The organism is Serratia sp. C2(1) (assembly GCF_036352655.1).
Classification (GTDB): Bacteria; Pseudomonadota; Gammaproteobacteria; order Enterobacterales; family Enterobacteriaceae; genus Serratia; species Serratia inhibens.
In genome coordinates this window covers 1,759,278-1,780,408 of sequence record NZ_JAZFBA010000001.1, presented here as the reverse complement: position 1 = coordinate 1,780,408, position 21,131 = coordinate 1,759,278, and the positions used below count along the sequence as shown (strand labels likewise).

The window sequence follows — 21,131 nt, the reverse complement described above, 5'->3', positions numbered from 1 at the left end:
ATCGCTATCGGGAGCCGCCGGTTCCCTTCAGCCATAAGGACAGTCTGATGACAACCCCAAACATGACTCTGCTTTACGTCGATAACCCGGAAAAAAGCGTCGTTTTCTATCGCCGGTTACTGGGGCGGGAGCCGGTGGAGTTTTCACCTACCTTCGCGCTGTTTGTACTGAGTAACGGCTTCAAACTGGCGGTGTGGTCGAAACATACCGTAGAACCGGTCGCGACGGCTGCCGGTGGCGGCGGTGAGATTGGTTTCCTGTGCGAGCAACCGCAGCAAGTAGACGCGCTTTGTCAGCAGTGGCGTGAGCTGGGGGTGGACATTATCCAGCAACCGGTGTCGCTCGATTTCGGTTATGCCTTCGTCGCCACCGATCCGGACGGCCACCGCCTGCGGGGCTACGCGCTCAGCCTGTAGGCGCGTCGGTATACAGATGCAGCCGTTTAACCAGTAGCCGCAGCGGTTTGGCATCCGGTTTGTACTTGTGTTTGACCGCCGCGGCGTCGTAATTGAGCAGTTCGCCAATCTTCGGCACCTGTGCGCCGCTTTCCACCTGGCACAGGGCAATCAGCGGCAGCGGACAGGGGTGCTGCACCTGTTTTTGCTGCTCCTGATACCACACCCGGGCGATCGGCTGTACCTTCACCGGGCGTTTGATTTTCAACGCCGCCTGTTGCGGCAGGCGGCTGACGTCATCGATCTCGCGGCTGACTAATTCGGCCCACTGCTCGCGGTTATGCGGCGGCACTGCGCGCCCGGCCTTCAGGCTTTTTTCCAGCTGCGCCAAAATATCGTCGCGCTTCACGTTTTTGATAATGTGTTTGTTGGCCCAACCGAAGCGGACCGAATCCGGGTTGCTCAGTGCGGTGATGGCGCGATAGGCGCTGAGGGTGATCAGGCCATGCAGATGAGTGTGGACGAAATCGAACCGCTGCTCCGGCGCCAGGCCCGAATCGACGGTGATAATTTGTTCCAGTTCGGCTTTCAGCCGATTAATCAGGGCGATTTGCGCCTGCAACGTCTGATATTGCGGCAACTCCACCGCCAGACATATCACGCCGGGCAGGCGTACCGCCGCCTTGCTGCTGACGTTGTGTTTATTGTGATGGATAAACAGCCGTTGATAGTGCTCCAGCGCGAGGTCGCGCGCCGCCTGGCCGACATGCTGCTCGACGGCGATCCGTTCCACCGCCGCGTGCTCTTTGCCTTTCTCGATTTCCGGTAGGCTGAACACCCGCGCTGCCAGCAGCCGCAGCGGGAGGATCTGCTGGTGGAGCGCGGCCAGAGCCTGTTCCAACTCGGTGAAACACGTATTCATCCTGCCGATTAGACCGTATTTATCCATCATTCACCTCGCATTTTAGTTACAACATACAATAAGAGAACAGCAAACGAAAGGGCAACCTCGGCCACAGTGACAGCACCAGGCTCCCAGTGGTCCAGCCTGGCAGGGGGATTAAGGTTGCCGCCTGCCTGCGAGTATAAAACAGGCGGCAAGGAGAGGAGGTCAGACGCGCGCGGCTTCCGGCAGCTTCTTCAAATAATGCACCACCAGCAGAGCCAGCAGCAGCATCACGCTGATAAACGCCACTACGCCGCTCCAACCGAAGCTGTGCCAGAACACGCCGCCGAGCGTACCGGCCACGCTGGAACCGACGTAATAACAGAATAAGTAAAGAGAAGACGCCTGACCTTTGGCGCGTCGTGCGCGGCGGCCAATCCAACTGCTGGCAACCGAATGGGCGGCAAAGAAACCTGCGGTAAACAGCATCATGCCGATAAAAATAATCGCTACCGGCGCCAATGCGGTAATCAGGATCCCGATCAGCATAATCACGATTGAAGCCAGCAGAACCGGGCCACGACCGAAACGAGTGGTCATCGCGCCAGCCTTCGGCGAGCTGTAAGAGCCGGTCAGATACACCACCGACAACAGGCCGACAATTGCCTGGCTGAGGTGATAAGGATCGGACAACAGGCGGTAGCCAATGTAGTTGAACATAGTGACAAAGCTGCCCATCAGCAGAAAGCCTTCGGCAAACAACAGCGGCAGGCCCTTATCGTGCCAATGCAGCCTGAAGTTAATCAGCAAGGTACGCGGGCGCAGCGAACTGGCGCGGAAATGCGTAGAAGCGGGCAAAATGCGCCAGAACATGCAGGCGGCGGCCAGCGCGAATACCCCAATCACCGCCAGCGATACGCGCCAGGAGAAGAAATCGGTCAGTACCCCGGTCACCAGGCGGCCGCTCATGCCGCCGATGGAGTTGCCGCTGATATAAAGCCCCATCGAAAAGGCGACAAAACTGGGGTGGATCTCTTCGCTTAAATAAGTCATGCCAACGGCCGCCACGCCGCTCAGCGACAGCCCAATCAGCGCACGCATCAGCAAGATACCGTGCCAACTGGTCATAAAGGCGCAAATAAGAGTACATATTGCCGCCAGCAACAGCGCCACCACCATCACCGATTTACGGCCGATGGCATCGGACAGCGGGCCGGTAAACATCAGGCCAAGTGCCAGCAGGCCGGTGGAGGCCGAAAGCGACAGGCTGCTTTCCGCCGGCGAGATACCAAAGTCCTGCGACAGAACCGGCAGGATCGGCTGCACGCAATACAGCAGGGCGAAGGTGGCCAACCCGGCGGAAAACAGCGCCAGGGTAACGCGCATAAACTGCGGCGTTCCGCGTTCGATGTAAGGGAGTTTATTCAGGGTGGAGCGTTTGGCTTTTGGCGCAGCAGCCGCATCGTCGTTGGCGGCCAGCGTCGACGGCATGTTTGCCGCAGAACGCACAGGGGTGGTCACAATATTTCCTTACCGAACTTCGGGCGATTTAAACAGGTACATCATGGGGTAACAAAATGATAGGGAGAGCCCAGTTTTTTGTCTAATATATTAATAATTAAAATTAAGATGTTTAAAGTATGAATATAGAACTGAGACACCTGCGCTATTTTGTCGCCGTAGCGGAAGAATTGCATTTCGGTCGGGCGGCGGAACGTTTGCGCATTTCGCAACCGCCGCTCAGCCAGCAAATTCAGGCGCTGGAGGAAATGGTCGGCGCGCGTCTGTTGGCGCGCAACAACCGCAATGTCAGCCTGACGCAGGCGGGGGAAATGTTCCTGAAAGAGGCTTATCAGGTACTCGATCAGGTCGGCCGTGCGGCGGAGAAGGCCGCGCGACTGGAGCGTGGTGAACTGGGCGAGTTGACCATTGGTTTCACCTCTTCGGCACCCTTTATCAGCGTGGTGTCGCGCAGTTTGCGGGCTTACCGCCAGCAGCACCCGCACGTGCATATAAAAATGCGCGAAGTGAATACCAAGCAACAGATCGAACCGCTGCTCAACGGCGAACTGGATCTGGGCGTGATGCGCAATACGCGCTTGCCGGACGTGCTGAAGCATCAACTGTTGCTATGCGAGCCATTGGTCGCGGTGGTGCCGGAAGGGCATCCGTTAACCCATATTGCACCCGGCACGCTGCGTTTCCAACATCTGGCGGAGGAGCCGTTTGTGTTTTTCTCGCGCGAGGTAGGGACGGCGCTGTATGACGAAATATTGTCGCTGTTGGCCAAAGCGGGGATCACACCTTATATCACCCAGGAAGTCGGCGAAGCGATGACCATCATCGGTCTGGTGTCTTCCGGGCTGGGCATCTCTATTTTGCCGGCGTCTTTTGGCCGGGTAAAAGTCGATGGGGTGAAATACCTGCCACTGGCGGAACCGGAGGCGATGACCGAAGTCTGGTTGGTGCATCATCGCCAAAGAGCGTTGACCGCTGCGGCCAAATCGTTGATGACACTGCTGTTGCCGTGAGGAGTTCTGCACAAATAAAACGCAATCCGCGGCGAAAGCAGAGTGAATTTGTGCTGCAAATCACATAACGAATCAAATAGTTGACGCTGTATTACAAAAGCCCCACCATAGCCTCTAGTCTTTATTTAGAAGCGCGAAAAATAGTAGGAGCAGGTGTGTGATTGCTGTTGGACAGCCTGGGCATATCGATCAAATCAAACAAACAAATGCAGGAGCAGTTTATCGGCTAATCGATGAACTGGGCCCAATTTCGCGTATCGAACTGTCTAAACGCGCGCAACTCGCCCCTGCCAGCATCACCAAAATCGTACGCGAGCTGCTGGAAGCGCATCTGGTTAAAGAAAACGAATATCAGGAAGTCGGTAGCCGCGGGCGACCGGCGGTAGGGCTGGTGTTGGACACCGAAGCCTGGCATTACCTTTCCGCCCGCATCAGCCGGGGCACCATTACGCTGGCGCTGCGCGACATCAGCAGCAAACTGGTGGTAGAAGAGCTTCTGCCGCTGGACGCCGAACACCCTGAGCCTCTTCTCAAACGCATTCTCGGTGAAGTCGATCAGTTCTTTATCCGCCATCAAAGCAAACTTGAGCGTCTGACGGCGATCGCCATTACCCTGCCGGGCATGATTGATGTGGCCTCCGGTGTGGTGCACCGTATGCCGTTTTACGATGTCGTGGACATGCCGCTGGGCCCCGCGCTGGAAACCCGCACCGGGTTGCCGGTTTACCTGCAGCACGATATCAGCGCCTGGACCATGGCCGAAGCGCTGTACGGCGCTTCGCGCGGCAGCCAGAACGTGATTCAGGTGGTGATCGACCACAACGTCGGTGCAGGCGTGATCACCGGCGGGCGAGTACTGCACGGCGGCAGCCACAGCGTGGTGGAAATTGGTCATACGCAGGTCGACCCATACGGCAAACGCTGTTACTGCGGTAACCACGGTTGTCTGGAGACCGTCGCCAGCATTGAAAACATTCTGGAGATCGCCCAACAGCGTCTCGCGACCTCCATGAGCTCCAGCCTGCACGGCGCGCCGTTGACGGCAGAATCCCTGTGCGATGCGGCGCTGGCGGGCGATCAACTGGCCAAAGATATCATTCTGGGCGTGGGCCACAGCGTGGGGCGCATTCTGGCGATCATGGTCAACTTGTTCAATCCTGAAAAAATCCTGGTCGGTTCACCGTTGAACCGCGCGGCGGAAATTCTGCATCCGGCCATCGCCTCTTGCATTCGTCAACAATCGCTGCCGGCCTACAGCGACCATGTGCAGGTGGAATCCACTCAGTTCTTCAACAAGGGCACCATGCCCGGTGCCGCCCTGGTGAAGGAAGCTTTGTACAACGGATCGTTGCTGGTACAACTGCTGCAAGGGTAATATCAGTAATACTTATCGTTTAGCGATAAAAGATTGAGCTACCTCAAGCCCCGTTCGCTCGTCATCCCCTAGAATTTTCCCGTTCGTCTTCTTCGCCTTACTGCGGCGATATTTGGATTAATGGAGCATTTCGGGGCAATTAAGACATGTTAAAGCGTTTATTTGTAACAGGCACGGATACCGACGTCGGTAAAACCGTGGTTTCCCGCGCCTTGCTGCAGGCACTGGCCGCGCAGGGCCGTTCGGTCGCCGGCTATAAGCCGATCGCGGCGCGTTGTCAGGAAACCAGCGAAGGCATTCGCAATAAAGACGCTTTGGTTTTACAAGCATCTTCGACCCTGCCGCTGTCGTACGAGGAAATTAATCCCATCACCTGTCTGGATGAGGTGTTTCACGCTCATGCCACCGAGGATATCAATTACGGCGTGATGAGCAGCGGGTTGCAGAGTCTGTCCGCCAGAGCCGATACCGTGGTCGTGGAGGGCAGCGGTGGCTGGCGCGTGCTGATGAACGATCTGCGACCTTATGCCGAATGGGTGGTCCAGGAGCAATTGCCGGTGGTGTTGGTGGTGGGAATTAAACTGGGCTGCGTCAGTCACGCCTTGTTGACTGCACAGTCGATCATTAATGACGGTTTACCTTTGTTGGGATGGGTGGCGAACCGGATTAATCCGGGGCTGGCGCATTACGCAGAAACCATTGAAGCCTTGCGCCAACGCATTCCTGCACCGCTGTTGGGGGAAATCCCTTATCTGCCGCGCGCCGAGCAGCGCGAACTGGCGCACTACCTCGATATGTCACCGCTGCTGAACCGCTAGGCGTTGTGATAGACCGACACCGAACGCAAGCCGCGCGACAGGGTGGTGGCGATCACGCAGGCCAGCAGAATACCGGGCAAGAGGGTGTATTCGCCGGTCATCTCAAATACCATCAACGCGGCCATGATGGGCGCGTGAGTGGTGGCGGCCAACAGGGTCGCCATGCCGGTCAACGTCATCAACAGCGGTACGGCTGCACCCAGTTCGGGCCAGGTGGCGCACAATTGCCCAACCACCGAACCCAGCGCAGCCCCGACAAACAGCGTGGGGGTGAACACGCCGCCGGGTGCGCCGGAACCACTGCTGGCAAGCACAGCCAGCAGCTTGCAGATCAAAATGGCGCCGACCAGCAATACGCCGGGCGGTGCGCTGAGCAGAGACTGCACTACGCTGTAGCCATTACCCCACACTTCAGGAAACAGCAACGACAGCAAGCCAACAATGAATCCGCCCAGCGCCAGTTGCAGCGGCGGCGTCAGGCGCAGTGAACGGAACGCATGGCCGGAAGCCGACATCGCCCACAGGAACAGCGGGCCGCAGATGCCGGCCAGCACGCCGAGCAACGCCATCAACAGATATTGCACCGGCCAGGGTGCAGGCAGCGGTTCCACCAAATACAGCGGTGCCTGGCCGCCGTTGAGCAAATTGGTCACCAGCAGCGCGCTGACGGCGGCAATCACTACCGGGCCGAGCGAAGCCAGCATCAGGGTGCCAAACAGAATTTCGGCGATAAACAGGCTGCCCGCCAGCGGCGCATGATAGGCGCTGGCCATACCGGCGGCCGCGCCGCAGGCTACCCACAGTTTCCACTCTTTCTCGTGGGTAAAGCGTTGGGCGAATACCGATCCCACCAGCGCCGCCAGCAGGATCATCGCGCCTTCGCGGCCGATAGCGCTGCCGCTGGACACCACCAGTAATGAAGCCAGGCATTTAACCAAACTGGCGTTGGCATCGAGCCGCCCGTCGCCGGTTTCTATCGCTTCCATATAATCGGTAGGCGCTATTTGCCGCTGATGCTGATAACGCTGATAAACCCACAGCAAAAACCCTGCCGCCAGGCCGCCCAGGGCCGGGGTTAAGGCTCTGCGCCAGCCCGGTAATGCGGCTGCGGCGGCCACCAGGCTGCCATCTTCGTGATCGAGCAACACCCACTCCAGCCCGAGCATGGCGCGGTGAAACAGCCAAACGACCAACGCGGCGGCAATACCCAGAAAGATGGCGATAAACAGGCGGCGCAACAGGGCGCGATAGTGATGCAGGTGGACCCATCGTTTCATGAGGCGGTAAAATCGTGAGAAAAATGAAAGGTTCAGCTGGGCATTGTGCTTGGCGCTCCGGCCGAAGGCCAGAGAATCTTTTTAGATTCGCCGCTGGGATCGCGGTTTCAACGGCGAAACGAGCAGTTCCGCCCTCTACGGTGACGTTGTCACCAAGTGTTCAAATGATGCGTTCTTCGCCATTGAAAACAGGGTAGTAGACACAGCTTACGGCAGCGTTTAACCCGGCGGGTATAATGTGATGACAATAAAAATCCAGAGCCCAAAAACGCTATGACAACTGACGACTCATCTGCACCCCTCGCTCATCGCCCGCTGATTCTGATCGCCTGCATGTTGGCAATGTTTATGTCAGCCATCGAGGCGACCATTGTCGCCACGGCAATGCCGACCATCATTGGCGATCTCGGCGGTTTCTCGCTGCTGGGCTGGGTCTTTGCGGTCTATTTGCTGGCGCAGGCCATCACCATTCCGATCTATGGCCGGTTGGCGGATCTATTGGGCCGCAAGCGGGTGTTTTTCTTTGGCGCATCGCTGTTTTTACTGGGGTCGGTCTTGTGCGGTTTTTCGCCCAATATGTACTGGCTGATTGGTTTTCGGCTGTTGCAGGGGCTGGGTGCCGGGGCGATTATGCCGATCGCGACCACCATTATCGGCGATATCTACAGCGCTACCGAGCGGCCGAAGGTCATGGGCTATTTGTCCAGCGTGTGGGGCGTATCGGCAATCATTGGCCCGCTGTTGGGGGCGTTTATCGTTCAGCATCTGCCCTGGGCGCTGGTGTTCTGGGTCAATTTGCCGATCGGCCTGCTGGCGATGTTTTTCCTCGGCCGCTATTTGCCCTCCAGTAAACAGGTGCGTAAACACGCGCTGGATCTGGCAGGTACGGCATGGCTGACGCTGTTTGTCGCGGCGCTGCTCATGTCGTTGCTGCAGGCGGAAAATCTGGGGTGGTGGGTGTTGCCGCTGTTGTTGCTGGCGGCGGTTTCGTTGATGTTGCTGATCCGCCAGGAACGCCGCGCGCCCGAGCCGTTGTTCCCGCTGGCGTTGTGGCAAAGCCGGGTGATTGTGGCCGGCAATATTGGCGGGGTGGTGATCGGTGCGGCGATGATGGGCATCAGCGCCTTTCTGCCGACCTTTATTCAGGGCGTGATGGGTGGAACGCCGCTGGAAGCGGGGACCACGCTGGCACTGATGTCGATTGGCTGGCCGCTGGCCAGCACCCTGAGCGGGCGGTTGATGCTGATGACGTCTTATCGTACCACCGCGTTGCTGGGGGCGTTGTTGCTGCTGGCAGGCGGATTGATCTTACTGCTGCTGCAGCCGAACGGCGGTCTGCTGTGGGGGCGGGTGGCGGCCTTTATGGTGGGTGCCGGCATGGGGCTGTGCAACACCACGTTTCTGGTTTCGGTGCAAAACGCCGCGCATCACAGCATTCGCGGCATAGCCACCGCCTGTACGGTATTCACCCGGATGATGGGGTCGGCCATCGGCACCGCTATTCTGGGGGCTACGTTGAATCTGAATTTGCAGCATCGTTTGCCGCAGACGGCCGATCCGGTGCAGCAACTGATGGAGCCGGCGGTGCGCGGCGCCATGACGCCGGAAAAACTGGCCGATATGATTCAGCAGGTAGCCGCTTCGTTACATTGGGTGTTTTTGGTTTCCGCACTGATTTCGTTGCTGGCGCTGGCGGCGGCGATGTTGATCCCCGCACGGCATCGGCCGCAGGGTGAGGGTGAAGAGGCGGAGCAGGCGTAAAGAAAAGGTCAGGGCGCGGTTGCGCCCTGAACTGCGGTTATTGCGCGGTTTTGGTGTCCTGACTGGTGCCGGTCTGGGCCGCGTCACCGTTGTCATCACCGTTGCTCAGGCGGGTATAGACAATTTTCTGCGTGTCGTTTTCGCAGTGACCGACGACCAATCCGCCAGCCTGTTGAGCCTGATCATTAGGCACGATGTCCAGCTTGAAGCCGGATTCCGGTACGCCGTTTTTGACAATTTTCTGTGAAATGTCCGCCTTCACGCTTTCGCATGAGGCCAGGGCTGCCAGGGGGGCTGCGCTCAGCAGCAGTGCACCCAGGATAAGCGTTTTTTTCATCAATTCGTCCTTATTTGATTTGAGCTTCCGTTGTCACAATAGCAGCAATGGCGGCCAAGGTTAACGCTCGCCGCCGGCTGCGGCGAGATTAAGGATTAATCTGACGACCGGTCTGGCGATCCAGACACTTGCGGGTGTTCGGTTCCCAGTAGGCATTAACGTTCAGGCTATCGTCGCAGCGGTCTTCGCTGTCGATGGCCTTGTCTACCTTGTCGAACTCTTTCTCGACGCGGGTATTGACCTTATGGCGCAGAGATTTGGTGTCGTTAAACTGTTCTTTGCTCTGGCGAGCGGCTTCGGTACTCATGGCACCGCTGGTGCTGCCATCGACGGTCACGCAGGTGCTGCCCTGGGTACAGGTGGCAGCCAACGCCGGCGCCTGCCAAGCACCCATCAGCATCAACATGGCGACCGGCAGCATCCCGCGCAGCAGTCGTGGTGTAGAAAGTGTTTTCATCGTTTCATCCTTATGAGTTAGTGTTGCCGGAGGAAGGCAACACCGGCTTAATCGCGCCCGCAGGCGTGGCGATAAATATACCACCGAGCCCTGAGGCTGCACCAGTCAAGCGCCGCTTCGTTTACTTTACTGAGAGAAAAGCATTACCCATGTTAAAGACTACCCTGCTATTTTTCGCCACCGCGTTAGCGGAAATTATAGGCTGTTTCTTGCCCTACCTGTGGCTGAAAAAAAACGCCGGCGTTTGGCTGTTGCTGCCGGCAGCGGCCAGTTTGATGCTGTTTGTCTGGCTGTTGACGTTGCATCCGGCAGCCAGCGGGCGAGTCTATGCGGCTTACGGCGGCGTTTATGTGGCAACGGCACTGCTGTGGTTGCGGGTGGTGGACGGGGTTAGGCTGTCGGCGCTGGATTGGTTGGGTGCCGGTGTGGCGCTGGCGGGGATGCTGATTATCGTTTCAGGCTGGCGTGCCGCCGGATAACCCGGCGGCACGGGAAGCGTCAGGACTCGCGGTGGATATTCAACCCGGCGAAGGACTGGCTGACCGGCATGATTTCCAGCGTATTGATATTGACGTGGGCCGGCAGGGTGGCAACCCAGAACACCGACTCGGCGATATCTTCCGGCGTTAGCGCATTGGCACCGTCGTAGATCTTGTCAACTTTGCCATCGTCGCCTTTGAAGCGCACGTTGGAGAACTCGGTCCCGCCCACCAGACCGGGCTCAATGTCGGTGACGCGGATACGCGTGCCGTGCAGATCGGCCCGCAAACCCAGGCTGAATTGTTTGACGAAAGCCTTGGTCGCGCCGTAAACGTTGCCACCGGCATACGGCCAGTTGGCGGCGACGGAGCCGATGTTGATCACATGGCCAATGTTGCGTTCAACCATCGCCGGCAACAGGGCGCGGGTCATGTTCACCAGACCTTTGGTGTTGGTGTCGATCATGGTATCCCAATCTTCGGCGTCGGCTCTGTGCGCAGGTTCCAACCCCAACGCCAGACCGGCGTTATTCACCAGCACGTCGATCTGGCGCAGAGCAGCAGGCAGCTCGTCGATCACCTGCTGAATTGCGGCGCGGTTGCGCACGTCCAGGCGGACGATGTGCAGCGCGTCACCCAATTCGTCTTTCAACTCTTCCAGACGTTCAACGCGGCGACCGGTGGCAATGACCTGGTGGCCTTCGCGGATAAAACGCCGCGTGATAGCCTCGCCAAAACCTGATGTGGCGCCCGTGACAAAAATGATCATGTGACTGTTCCTCAAGTGTTTATACCCTACATGCTATTAGGATTAGCATAAACCCACATCAAGTGGCAGTGGTTATCTGCATGTGCGGTAAAAAACAGCCATCGATGCCGGTAAACGGGCGGTTTTCGGTCAGTGGGCACCGAAAGGAGAAGGGGGCCTGGCCGCTAAACGATGTCAGGGGCCGGGCCGGTAAAACCGTCAAAGCTGTGGCGGAACCTGGTAGACCACGCAGTCGTATTTGGTGTTTTCGCGCCGGCCGGCGACCACGCCGCCGAGGGATTCAGCGATGCGTCGGCTGGGGGCGTTTTGCTCGGCCACCGGGTAGATAAAGTGCTGTGGCCGGTAGCGTTCGCTGGCCCAGGCCGCGATGGCGTGGACAATTTCTCGGCCATAGCCGTTGCCGTGCTGAGTCTCTTTTACCCAAATGCCCAGCTCCGGCGTTTGGCTGTGCAGATCGTGCGCGCCGCCTATGCCGATAAACTGTTTGGTGTCGTGCAGACGGGCGACAAAAATCACTTCTTCGCCTTCACGGATCAGCGGTAACCAGGCTTGCCAGACGTTGGCGAAGGCTTCCGGCGACGCCTCAGGTTCAAAATTCATAAAGCGCGTCAAGGTTGGGGTAATCGCCTGGTAAACCTCGTCGGCGTCTGCTGCGGTAAATGGAGCAATCAACAACCGGTCGGTATTAAGGCGGCACTGAGAAAGGTCACTGTGAATCATTATTATTACCTCGCTTTTCAGGCCAAAACGGCAAAAAATCCGCGCCCGTCAAAACGGGGCGGATCATCGATACTACGTTGATTAACGGCAGATGCGACTTATTTTTGCTGCAGGTGCGGAGCAAGCAGAAGCAGGTCGGCGTCCGACAGGCGGTCCGGTGCGGTGGCAGCCTGGTGCCAATAAGGATAAATCAATGGCGGACGGCTCACTTCCTCCAGCCGCTGCAGCTCTTCTTCGCTCAGGGTTAGATGGGCGGCTTGCAGGTTGTCCTGCAGTTGACTGTCGTTGCGCGCGCCGATCACCACCGAAGTGATGGTGGGCCGCGCCAGCAGCCAGGCAAGGGCAACTTGAGCCGCAGACACGCCGTGCGACCGGGCGATATCCACCAGTACGTCGACGATATCGTACAGCCGTTCCTCGTCGCGCACCGGCGGCTCGCCCCAGTTGGCCAGGTGGCGGGTGCCTTCCGGCGCAGGTTGATTGCGGCGGTATTTGCCGGAAAGCAAACCGCCGGCCAGCGGGCTCCACACCAGAACGCCGACGTCCTGATCCGCCGCGATCGGCAGCAGTTCATACTCTGCCTCGCGGGCCTGCAGCGTGTAATGAATCTGTTGGCTGACCGGTCGCACCAGGCCCAAGCGTTCGGCGGTGCCAAGGTGTTTCATCAGGTGCCAGCCGGAAAAGTTGGACACGCCGACGTAACGCACCTTGCCGCTGCTGACCAAATGCTCCAGCGCGCGCAGGGTTTCTTCAACCGGCGTCACGCCGTCCCATTCATGCAGTTGATACAAGTCGAGATAGTCGGTATTCAGCCGCCGCAGACTGGCCTCGCAGGCGCGGATCAAGTGATGGCGAGACAGCCCCGCGTCGTTCGGGCCGGCGCCCATGGGAAACCGCGCCTTGCTGGCGACCAGCACCTGCTGGCGTTTTTTGCCCAGCGCCAGGCCCAGGATCTCTTCCGCCTTGCCGGCGGAATAGACGTCGGCGGTATCGAACAGGTTAATGCCGGCGTCGATACAGCGGTCTATCTGGCTACGGGCTTCGTCAACGCCGGTATCGCCGGTTTTGGCGAATTTGCCTGCGCCGCCAAAGGTCATGGTGCCGAGACTCAGCGCCGAAACTTTCAGGCCGGAATGGCCAAGCTGACGGTATTGCATCGTTTAACTCCTTGCCTTGGTTGCCGTGGATTCGTCAGCGCCGGTCGGTGCCGACGACGGGGATTTTTTCCGGCGAACTTCGCTGCCGGCCTCGGGATTCAACGTCAAGCTGTCTACCACCGCCAGCAGGGCGATGACGCCGATAACCCCAAACGCCAACTGGAAATCGACCAGCGGCAGGCGATCGGTCGACGGCGGTATCAGCATTTCCGCCAACCGCAACGCCAGCGCGCCGATGGCGATGCCCAGGCCGCTGCCCATTTGCTGCGAGACGGTGAACAGGGTATTGGCACCGCTCATCTGCGGCTGCGGCACTTCGGAAAACGCCAGCGTATTCAGCGCGGTGAACTGCATGGAACGCGTCAACCCGCTGACGAACAGCAGCGCCACAATCAGCCAGGTCGGGGTTTGCGGCGTCAACAACGCGCAGGCAAAAATAGTGGCGGCGTTCAGCAGCCCATTCACCACCAGCGTGGTGCGAAAGCGGAAACGGTAGAGTATGGCAGAGGTAAAAGGCTTCATCGCCAAATTACCGGCAAACACCGCCAGCACCAGCAGCCCGGCGTCGAAGGCGTTGAGACCAAAGCCGATCTGGAACAGCAGCGGCAGCAAGAAGGGCACGGCGCCAATGGCAATACGGAACAAGGCACCGCCCCAGATAGTGACAGCGTAACTTTTTATCCGCATTGCCCACAGATTGATCAACGGATGTGCGGTGCGTTTGGCGTGGCGCACCGCCAGCGCGCCCAGCGCCAGGCTGCTGAGGATACAGAGTACCGGCACCAGCCAGGAGAGCTGCGGGTGGTTGATCAGGTCCAGACCGAATATCAGGCCAAAGCAGGCGATGCCGGTCAGCATGAAGCCGGTGGCGTCAAAGGGTACGCCTTTCTGCGGCGCTTCCTGTGGGATCAGCCGCCAGGCCAGCCACAGCGCGGCGATGCCCAGCGGGACATTGAGAAGAAAAATCCAGTGCCATGACGCGTAGGTGGTAATGAAACCGCCGACCGGCGGGCCGAGGATCGGCGCCACCAGCCCCGGCCAGGTAATGGTGGCGATGGCTTTTATCAGGTCCGGTTTGGCGGTATTGCGCAGCACCACCAACCGGCCGACCGGCACCATCAGCGCGCCGCCAAAGCCCTGCAAAATGCGGGCGGCGGTGAATGTGGGCAGATTAACGCTGGCGGCACACAGCACCGAGGCCAGGGTAAAAATCACTACCGCAGCGGCAAAGATATTGCGCGCGCCGAAGCGGTTGGCGACCCAGCCGCTGGCGGGAATAAACACCGTCAGCGTCAGAATATAGGCGGAAATACCGATGTTCATGTCCACCGCCCGCACGCCAAAAGCGGCTGCCATCTGCGGCATCGCGGTAACAATCACCGTGCCATCGAGGTTTTCCATAAAGAAAGCGCCGGCCACCAACAACGGCAGCGCGCTGGTACGTGAAAACCCGCTCATGGCGAAGCGCGCCGGGCAGAGCACAGACAGAATGCAGGCATGACAAGAAACTCCGTTTCAAAAAAGTTAATCCGGACGAGTTTTCGAGCATAGCGCATCGTACACAGGTTAAAAAGAGGTTAAGCGGACGATGATTAGCGAGCGCAGCGTTCTGCGCCCGCAGAGGGGGAACAGCCTGTTTCGGCCGGTATTTTCAGGCGGAAATTACCGGCCATCACTACTCAACTTTCGCTCAATCGCTGGCCGCTGGCGGCGTCGAACAGGTGGATCGCGTCGATGTTGGGCGCCAGCCACAACGGCTGGCCGCTTTCGGCGTTGATTCTGCCGTTGAACTGCACATGCAACCGATAACCGCCCCAGGTCAGGTGCAGAAGACTGACGTCACCGGTGATCTCTATCAGCCGAAGCTGGGCGGGCGGCTGCTCGCTAACCTCCACTTGCAGGAAATCGTGCGGGCGCAACCCGAGGATCACTTTACTGCCCGGAATTGCCAGCCGCCATTTATCGGGCAGCGGCAGCCACAGCTCACCGCAGGTTACGCCGGGGCGATCGCCGCGCGGGGTGACGATGCCGTCCATCAGGTTCATCGGAGGCGAACCGATAAAGCGTGCCACGAAGGTGTTGGCGGGCGTGTCGTAGATCTCCAGCGGCCGGCCCTGTTGCACGATATTGCCGTCTTTCATCACCACGATTTGATCGGCCAGCGTCATCGCCTCAATCTGATCGTGAGTGACGTACACCGTGGTGGTTTTGAACTGCTGATGCAGCGATTTAATCTCGGCGCGCAGCTCCATACGCAGCTGGGCATCGAGGTTGGACAACGGCTCATCGAACAGAAAGACCTTCGGATTACGCACCATGGCACGGCCCATCGCCACCCGCTGGCGCTGGCCGCCGGACAGCTCTTTCGGGTAGCGCTGCAACAGGTGATCGATCGCCAGAATGCGCGCCGCCTGCTGCACTTTGCTCTGCTGCTCGCTTTTGCCGACTTTCATGACCTGCATATGAAACGCCATGTTTTCCTCCACCGTCAGGTGCGGATAGAGCGCATAGCTCTGGAACACCATGGCGATATCGCGATCGGCGGGGTCCAGATCGTTAATCTTCTTTTTATCCAGCAAAATAGCGCCATCGGATAGCGTATCCAGCCCGGCCAGCAAGCGCAGCAGCGTGGATTTGCCGCAGCCGGAGGGGCCGACCAGCACGGTAAAACTGCCGTCGGGAATGATCAGATCCAGCGGGTTAAGCACCCGCTGCTTGCCATAATATTTGGCGACTTTCACCAGTTCTACGCTTGCCATCAGATCATCTCTCCGGCGCAGGTTTTCAGGGTATTCCAGTCCAGATATTGGCGCGGCGAGCTGCTGATGGCGTGGCTGGCGGCGCGAATGCCCCAGCGCAACGCCACCGTGGCCGAATGGCCGTGCAGGCAGGCGGTCAGGAACCCGGCATTGAAACTGTCGCCGGCGCCGATGGTGTCAACCACCTTGATCGGGTGCGCCGCCGCCTGCAGCAGCCGTTCGCCGCACCACATGCGTGCGCCGTCCGGGCCGCATTTCACCACGCAGGCGGCATCGACCGGTTGTTGGCGGTTCAGGGTGCGGGCGGCGGTGTACAGATCTTCGTGGCCCGCCATGCCGCAGGTTTCCACTTCATTCAGCAGCAGAATATCGCAGAACGGCAACCAGTCGGCGATCTGCCCGCGCAGCGCGTCGCTCCAGCCCTGCGGCGGCCAGCCGGTGTCCACCGCGATGCGGTAGCCGCGCTGGCGCAGGGTTTGCAGCAGCGCCGGGTAATCCGCCAGCAAGGTGGTGCACAGGAAGGTGCCGCATAACAGCACGGTGTCGCCGCTACCGGCGAACAGCGGGATCTGGTGCAGCACGTCGTCCTGGCTCAGGCGGGTGATGTGCCCTTGATTGCTGAAAAAGGTGCGCTCGTTGTCGGGGTGCGTCACGCCGAAGGTCAGCGAGGTTTCGCAGCTGTAGGTCGGCCAATACAGCGAGCTTTCCGGGAACAACTGCGCCAGCCAGGGGCTGAAATAGTCGTTGCCCTGATTGGCCACCAGCCGATAAGGCGTCTCCAGCGCCGCCAAAGCCAGCGCACAGTTGCCGGCCGAGCCGCCGGGGCGCAGTTCGCTGTGATCCAGCATGGCCTCGGTGCCTTTCTGCGGCCACTGATGCAGGGTGCTCATAATCACGTCGACGTTGATATTACCGACCACGTACAGGGTGGGTCTGGTGTTGGTATTCATCATGTCAATTCTTTCCCTTTTAAGTCAGCCCTTGCTGCCGCCGCTGGTTAAGCCGCTGACCAGCGTTTTTTGCAGCCAAATGGCAATAAAGAGTGGCGGAATGGCGGCCAAAATGCCGACGGCGGCGATCAATCCGTCATCGGTGGCGCGCCCGGCGGTGAAGCCGGCGATGGTCACCGGCAGCGTCTGTGCCTGAATATTGCTGGTAAACAGCAGCGCGTAGAAAAATTCGTCCCAGGCCAGCAACCAGCCGAACAGCGCCGAGGCTCCCAACGCGGGTTTTGCCAGCGGCAGCGTAATGCGCAGCAGCACCTGCCACTGACGCAGCCCATCCAGCCGCGCCGCCTGTTCGATATCGATCGGCAGGGCGTCGAACTGGTTTTTCAGCATCCAGGTGAGGAATGGCAGGATCAGCGAGCAGTAGACCAGCGCCAGGCCGATATGGGTGTTCAGCAGCGCCAGCTGTTGCAAAATAAAGTACAGCGGCAGTACGAAGGCCACCGGCGGCACCATGTAAATCGCCAGGCTGGCGAACAACCAGCCGTCGCGACCCGGATAGCGTGAAAAGCTGAACGCAGCCGGGATCGCCAGCAGCAGCGAAAACAGCGTGGCGCCGCAGGCCACCAACAGGCTGTTGAACAGCGCATGCAGGAACAGCGCTCCAGGCTGGCCGGCCTGCAGCGACAATAAACTGCCGTAGCGCGAAAAGTCCCAGCGGCGCGGCAGCCATTCCAGCGGTATGCGGGTCAGATCGGCGGAGGAACTGACGCTCATCAAAAACAGCCACAGCATCGGCGCGAGGATCGACAGCGCCAGCAGCAGCGCGGCAGCGTAGCGCAGTATCAGACGTATTTTACGCTTCATCGGCGAGGCTCCTTCGGCGCTGGCGGAACAACATCAGCATGTAGAGTGCGATCAGCAGGCCGCACAGCAGGGTCATCAGCACTGCATAGGCAGCGCCGCTGCCGGCACGCAGATAGCTGAACGATTCCTGATAAACGAAGAAGCTGAGGGTCTTGGTGCTGTCCATTGGCCCGCCGCGGGTCATCACGTAAATGATGTCGAACACCTTGAAAGCGTCGATGGTGCGTAACACCAGCGCCACCGCCAGCGGTGCCAGAATGGCGGGTAGGGTGATGGCCCGGAATCGCCGCCAGGCTGAGGCACCGTCCAGCCGGGCGGCCTCGTACAGATCCTCCGGAACGGATTGCAGTGCCGCCAGCGTCAGCAGGGTAATCAGCGGATAGTTTTTCCAGATATCGGCCAGCATCACCGCGTTCAGCGCCGAGGCGGGATCGCCCAGCCAACTGCGGTAATGGTCGATGACCCCAAGCTGGGTCAGCAGCGCATTGATGCTGCCGTAATCCGGGTTGAAGTTCAGCCGCCACATTGTCGCGTTGACGATGGTGGGCAGCGCCCAAGGCAAAATCACCAGCACCCGCAGCAGGTTGCGGCCGTGGAATTGCTGGTTAAGCAGCAGCGCAACCAACACGCCAATCACCCCTTCGAACGCCACCGAAACCACGGTGAAATACAGCGTGCGCCATAGCGCAGCCTGGAAATCCGGGTCGGTCAGGGCATACAGAAAGTTATCGACGCCGACCCAGGCTGGCGTTACACCGTCACCGACCAATGCGGCGTCGGTAAAGCTCAGCCACAGAGTGCGGCCCAGTGGCCAGGCGGTTAACAGCAGCATCATTAGCAGCATGGGTGCCAGCAGCACCCATGCCTGACGCCGCTCACGTTGGGGCAAAGTGAGCATCGTCATCCCTTAACGCAGCCGCGCAGCGCTTTTGGTGGCCGCGTCCAGGCCCGCTTGCGGCGTCACCTTGCCTTGCAGGATCTGTTGCAAATCTTGCTGCAACCCATTGGAAAGCCGCGAGTAATCGGCGGTTTCAGGGCGCGACAACATCACGTTCAGCGATTGCTTGGCGGCGGCGATCAGGGGTTGCTGGTCTTTCTGCACCGCCGGGTCGTCGTAGGAGGATTTCCAGATCGGCAGGCTCAGTTTGGCGTACTTATCCTGCACCGGCTGGGAGGTCATGTAGCTGATGTACTGCCAGGCCTGATCCGGGTGAGCGCTGGTCTTGGCGATGCCGAGGCCCATCGAGCCGTTGACGGCGGAAACCTGCCCCTCGACCGATCCCGGCGCCGGCACGATACCGACATCGCCGGCCACTTTGCTCTGTTTCGGATCGTTGGCCATGTTGTACATATAGGTCCAGTTGAGCGCAAAGGCGGCATCGCCGTTAGAGAAGGCTTTACGCACGTCCTCTTCCAGATATTCACGCGAGTTCGGGTTGGTCAGCCCTTTGTCCAGCGAGTCTTTCATGTAGCCGGCAGCCTGCAACGAGCCAGGGGTGGAGAAATTGATTTTCCCCTGTTGGAAGAACTGCCCCTTGAAGGCGGACACCAGCGTGGTGTAGTCGCAAACCAGCGCTTCGGCCTGCGACCAGCTCCACACCAGCGGATATTTGACCACGTTTTTCTGTTTCAGGATTTCCGCCTGCTGCGCCAGCTCCTGCCAGGTTTTCGGCGGGGCGCTGATGCCGGCCTTGGCCAACATGGCTTTGTTGTAATACAGGTATTTGGTATCGAGGATCCACGGCATTCCCCAACGCTTGTCTTTATAAGTGACGGTGGTCATGGCACCGTCGAAAATCTTGCCGCTGTCGTCGGCGCTGATGCGCGAGGTGACATCTTGCAACAGGCCGAACTTAACGAATTCAGCCGGCCAGATGGCGTCGAACAGCACCACGTCATAGCCGTTGCTGCCCGCACCGCGCGCCGCGACGATTTTATCGTGCAGCGCTTCGTATGGGACGAACTCCAGATTAACGGTGATATCCGGGTGCTGTTGGGTGAAATCGGCGGTCATGGCGCGGATATCGTTTTCGCTATACGCCGCCTGGGTCATAAACAGCGCATTGATTTGCGTAGGGGCGGCAAAGGCGCTTGAGATGCAAAACGCCAGGGCAGACAGGGTACAGGCGGCCTTGGCGGCGCGGGTAGGGCTTTTCATTGTGCGTTCTCCGGTGTTAAAAAGCGTTGAATCGGCGCCATTTGGTGTCGCCGTCGCTGACAGTTTGGACGCGGACAGCGCGCAAACACCGGAACGTACACGCAGTACGTGACGGTGGTGAGCACTGCCCAGGTCCAAAATGGCAAGTAAGGCAGCCAAAGGGCCCGGTTATTTAAATCAATTTGATTGCTTTAATAGAGGGCACCATACTGCAAACACCGATTTCCCTTTCTGCATAGGCAGTTATGACGACATCCGGCACTAACCTTGAACATGCTCGTGCACACAACCGGCGCGTAGTGATAGAGGCGATCCGTCTGCACGGCGAACTGACCCGTGCCGAAATAGCCCGGCTGACCTCACTGACGCCGCAAACCGTTTCAAACATCGCGACAGAGCTGGAGCAGGCCGGCATTCTCTCTTCGCACCTGCCACGCCGTGCCGGAGGGAGAGGCCAACCGGCGACGCCGTTGACCCTTAATCCAGACAGTGCGTATTCCATCGGCATCCATCTGGATCACCAGACGCTTCTGATCCTCGTCGTTGATCTGTCAGGGAGCGTTCGTTTCCATCGGCTGATTATGGTGCAAAAGCCGCAACCTGCTGCGACCTTGAAACTGATTTGTGATGTACTGCAAGAAATGCGCCAACAGCCGGATCTGACCTGGGCAAAAATGCTGGGCATCGGCGTGGTGATGCCGGGGCCGTTTGGCGTGGAAGGGATCTCCTCGGTCGGGCCGACGACCCTCAACGGTTGGGAAAATATCGATGTAGTGGCGGAACTTAACGGGCAAAGCGGCCTGCCGGTGACGCTGGAGAACGACGCTACCGTCGCCGCCATCGGCGAACGTTTGCACGGCGTGGCCAGGCAGCTCACTTCGTTTATTTATCTGTATCTCGGCACCGGCCTCGGGGCGGGGATCTTCACTGACGGGCGCATTTATACCGGCCATGCGCACAATGCCGGTGAAATAGGCCACATGATTGTGCAACCGGGCGGGCGTGCCTGTTATTGCGGCAACCAGGGTTGCCTCGAGCGTTACGTCTCCTTGCAGGCGGCGTACGAAAGCTGCGGGCTGGATCCGATGCGCGCCATGCCGGAGGATCTGCTGGCATTGCCGCAGGCGCAGATCGACCTCTGGCTGGATTCTGCGGTGCCTGCGCTGCGCCAGGCGATCAACATCATCGAGTGCATGTTCGATGCCGAAGCGGTGATTATTGGCGGGCTGATGCCGGAAAGCATTGTGGAACGGTTGATCAAACGATTGGCGCCCTTGCACCGTTCGGTGCGCAGCAAATACCTCGATGGCCTGCGCGTGCGGTTGGGTACCACCGGCGCGGATACCGCAGCATTGGGGGCGGCGGCGCTGCCGTTGTTCGACGAATTTAACCCACGTTATGAAGTGTTATTGAAATAGCCGTAAAAAAGGCTCCTGAA

General features: G+C 59.1%; 21 protein-coding genes. 7 read left to right on the top strand and 14 right to left on the bottom strand.

Going from position 1 to position 21,131, the window contains the following annotated elements:
- The first annotated feature begins 47 nt into the window (after positions 1–47).
- Complete coding sequence (locus V2S86_RS08230; protein WP_330762012.1) at positions 48–416, top strand: VOC family protein; 369 nt, start codon at positions 48–50, stop codon at positions 414–416.
- Here V2S86_RS08230 and tus read toward each other — a convergent pair.
- Positions 406–1,344, bottom strand: coding sequence for a DNA replication terminus site-binding protein (gene tus, locus V2S86_RS08225; protein ID WP_330763174.1), 939 nt, complete (start codon positions 1,342–1,344; stop codon positions 406–408). The two genes, V2S86_RS08230 and tus, sit on opposite strands and share 11 nt — an antisense overlap.
- A gap of 162 nt (positions 1,345–1,506) precedes the next feature.
- Positions 1,507–2,772 (bottom strand): MFS transporter, encoded by a 1,266-nt coding sequence (locus V2S86_RS08220; protein WP_330763173.1) that lies wholly within the window; start codon positions 2,770–2,772, stop codon positions 1,507–1,509.
- Positions 2,773–2,921: 149 nt separating this feature from the next.
- Here V2S86_RS08220 and V2S86_RS08215 point away from each other — a divergent pair, with 149 nt between their 5' ends.
- From V2S86_RS08215 to bioD, 3 genes are all read left to right on the top strand, one after another.
- On the top strand, positions 2,922–3,812 hold the full coding sequence (locus V2S86_RS08215) for a LysR family transcriptional regulator (RefSeq protein WP_330762011.1): 891 nt from the start codon (positions 2,922–2,924) through the stop codon (positions 3,810–3,812).
- A gap of 157 nt (positions 3,813–3,969) precedes the next feature.
- Entirely contained in the window at positions 3,970–5,187 is a 1,218-nt protein-coding gene (mlc, locus tag V2S86_RS08210; RefSeq protein WP_330762010.1) for a sugar metabolism global transcriptional regulator Mlc, read from the top strand.
- Between the two features lie 146 nt (positions 5,188–5,333).
- Positions 5,334–6,005, top strand: a complete 672-nt coding sequence (gene bioD / locus V2S86_RS08205; protein ID WP_330762009.1) for a dethiobiotin synthase — start codon at positions 5,334–5,336, stop codon at positions 6,003–6,005.
- Here the strand turns inward: bioD and clcB are convergent.
- The gene (clcB, locus tag V2S86_RS08200) at positions 6,002–7,282 is read right to left on the bottom strand and encodes a voltage-gated ClC-type chloride channel ClcB (protein WP_330762008.1); all 1,281 of its coding nucleotides are present in this window, start codon (positions 7,280–7,282) and stop codon (positions 6,002–6,004) included. The two genes, bioD and clcB, sit on opposite strands and share 4 nt — an antisense overlap.
- A 273-nt stretch (positions 7,283–7,555) precedes the next feature.
- Here clcB and V2S86_RS08195 point away from each other — a divergent pair, with 273 nt between their 5' ends.
- Positions 7,556–9,043: an MDR family MFS transporter gene (locus V2S86_RS08195; RefSeq protein WP_330762007.1), complete on the top strand. Its 1,488-nt coding sequence runs from the start codon at positions 7,556–7,558 to the stop codon at positions 9,041–9,043.
- Positions 9,044–9,080: 37 nt separating this feature from the next.
- On the opposite strand, the gene V2S86_RS08190 is transcribed toward V2S86_RS08195, so the two are convergent.
- Both V2S86_RS08190 and V2S86_RS08185 read right to left on the bottom strand, forming a co-directional pair.
- Entirely contained in the window at positions 9,081–9,380 is a 300-nt protein-coding gene (locus V2S86_RS08190) for a DUF1161 domain-containing protein (RefSeq protein WP_330762006.1), read from the bottom strand.
- Positions 9,381–9,468: 88 nt separating this feature from the next.
- On the bottom strand, positions 9,469–9,837 hold the full coding sequence (locus V2S86_RS08185) for a DUF1283 family protein (protein WP_330762005.1): 369 nt from the start codon (positions 9,835–9,837) through the stop codon (positions 9,469–9,471).
- Positions 9,838–9,986: 149 nt separating this feature from the next.
- Between V2S86_RS08185 and V2S86_RS08180 the strand changes: the two genes are divergently transcribed.
- The gene (locus V2S86_RS08180; protein ID WP_330762004.1) at positions 9,987–10,316 is read left to right on the top strand and encodes a YnfA family protein; all 330 of its coding nucleotides are present in this window, start codon (positions 9,987–9,989) and stop codon (positions 10,314–10,316) included.
- A 19-nt stretch (positions 10,317–10,335) separates the two neighbouring features.
- Here the strand turns inward: V2S86_RS08180 and ydfG are convergent, their stop codons facing one another.
- The 9 genes from ydfG to V2S86_RS08135 all read right to left on the bottom strand — a co-directional run bounded on the left by ydfG (position 10,336) and on the right by V2S86_RS08135 (position 19,693).
- The gene (gene ydfG / locus V2S86_RS08175; protein ID WP_065506258.1) at positions 10,336–11,085 is read right to left on the bottom strand and encodes a bifunctional NADP-dependent 3-hydroxy acid dehydrogenase/3-hydroxypropionate dehydrogenase YdfG; all 750 of its coding nucleotides are present in this window, start codon (positions 11,083–11,085) and stop codon (positions 10,336–10,338) included.
- Between the two features lie 198 nt (positions 11,086–11,283).
- Complete coding sequence (locus tag V2S86_RS08170; protein ID WP_330762003.1) at positions 11,284–11,805, bottom strand: GNAT family N-acetyltransferase; 522 nt, start codon at positions 11,803–11,805, stop codon at positions 11,284–11,286.
- A 98-nt stretch (positions 11,806–11,903) separates the two neighbouring features.
- A complete protein-coding gene (locus V2S86_RS08165; protein WP_330762002.1) occupies positions 11,904–12,962 on the bottom strand; it encodes an aldo/keto reductase in 1,059 nt (352 codons plus the stop codon).
- A 3-nt stretch (positions 12,963–12,965) separates the two neighbouring features.
- A complete protein-coding gene (locus V2S86_RS08160; protein WP_330762001.1) occupies positions 12,966–14,420 on the bottom strand; it encodes an MFS transporter in 1,455 nt (484 codons plus the stop codon).
- A 221-nt stretch (positions 14,421–14,641) separates the two neighbouring features.
- Entirely contained in the window at positions 14,642–15,721 is a 1,080-nt protein-coding gene (locus tag V2S86_RS08155) for an ABC transporter ATP-binding protein (protein WP_330762000.1), read from the bottom strand.
- Entirely contained in the window at positions 15,721–16,674 is a 954-nt protein-coding gene (locus V2S86_RS08150) for a carbohydrate kinase family protein (RefSeq protein WP_330761999.1), read from the bottom strand. Before V2S86_RS08150 ends, V2S86_RS08155 begins: the two co-directional genes overlap by 1 nt.
- A gap of 21 nt (positions 16,675–16,695) precedes the next feature.
- Positions 16,696–17,535 (bottom strand): carbohydrate ABC transporter permease, encoded by an 840-nt coding sequence (locus tag V2S86_RS08145; RefSeq protein ID WP_330761998.1) that lies wholly within the window; start codon positions 17,533–17,535, stop codon positions 16,696–16,698.
- Positions 17,525–18,433 carry a carbohydrate ABC transporter permease gene (locus V2S86_RS08140; protein ID WP_330761997.1) on the bottom strand — a complete coding sequence of 303 codons (909 nt, stop codon included), beginning with the start codon at positions 18,431–18,433 and terminating at the stop codon, positions 17,525–17,527. The genes V2S86_RS08145 and V2S86_RS08140 overlap by 11 nt, the downstream gene beginning before the upstream one ends.
- Before the next feature lie 9 nt (positions 18,434–18,442).
- Positions 18,443–19,693, bottom strand: a complete 1,251-nt coding sequence (locus V2S86_RS08135; RefSeq protein WP_330761996.1) for an extracellular solute-binding protein — start codon at positions 19,691–19,693, stop codon at positions 18,443–18,445.
- Between the two features lie 245 nt (positions 19,694–19,938).
- Here V2S86_RS08135 and V2S86_RS08130 point away from each other — a divergent pair, with 245 nt between their 5' ends.
- Complete coding sequence (locus tag V2S86_RS08130) at positions 19,939–21,111, top strand: ROK family transcriptional regulator (protein WP_330761995.1); 1,173 nt, start codon at positions 19,939–19,941, stop codon at positions 21,109–21,111.
- The last annotated feature ends 20 nt before the right edge of the window (positions 21,112–21,131 follow it).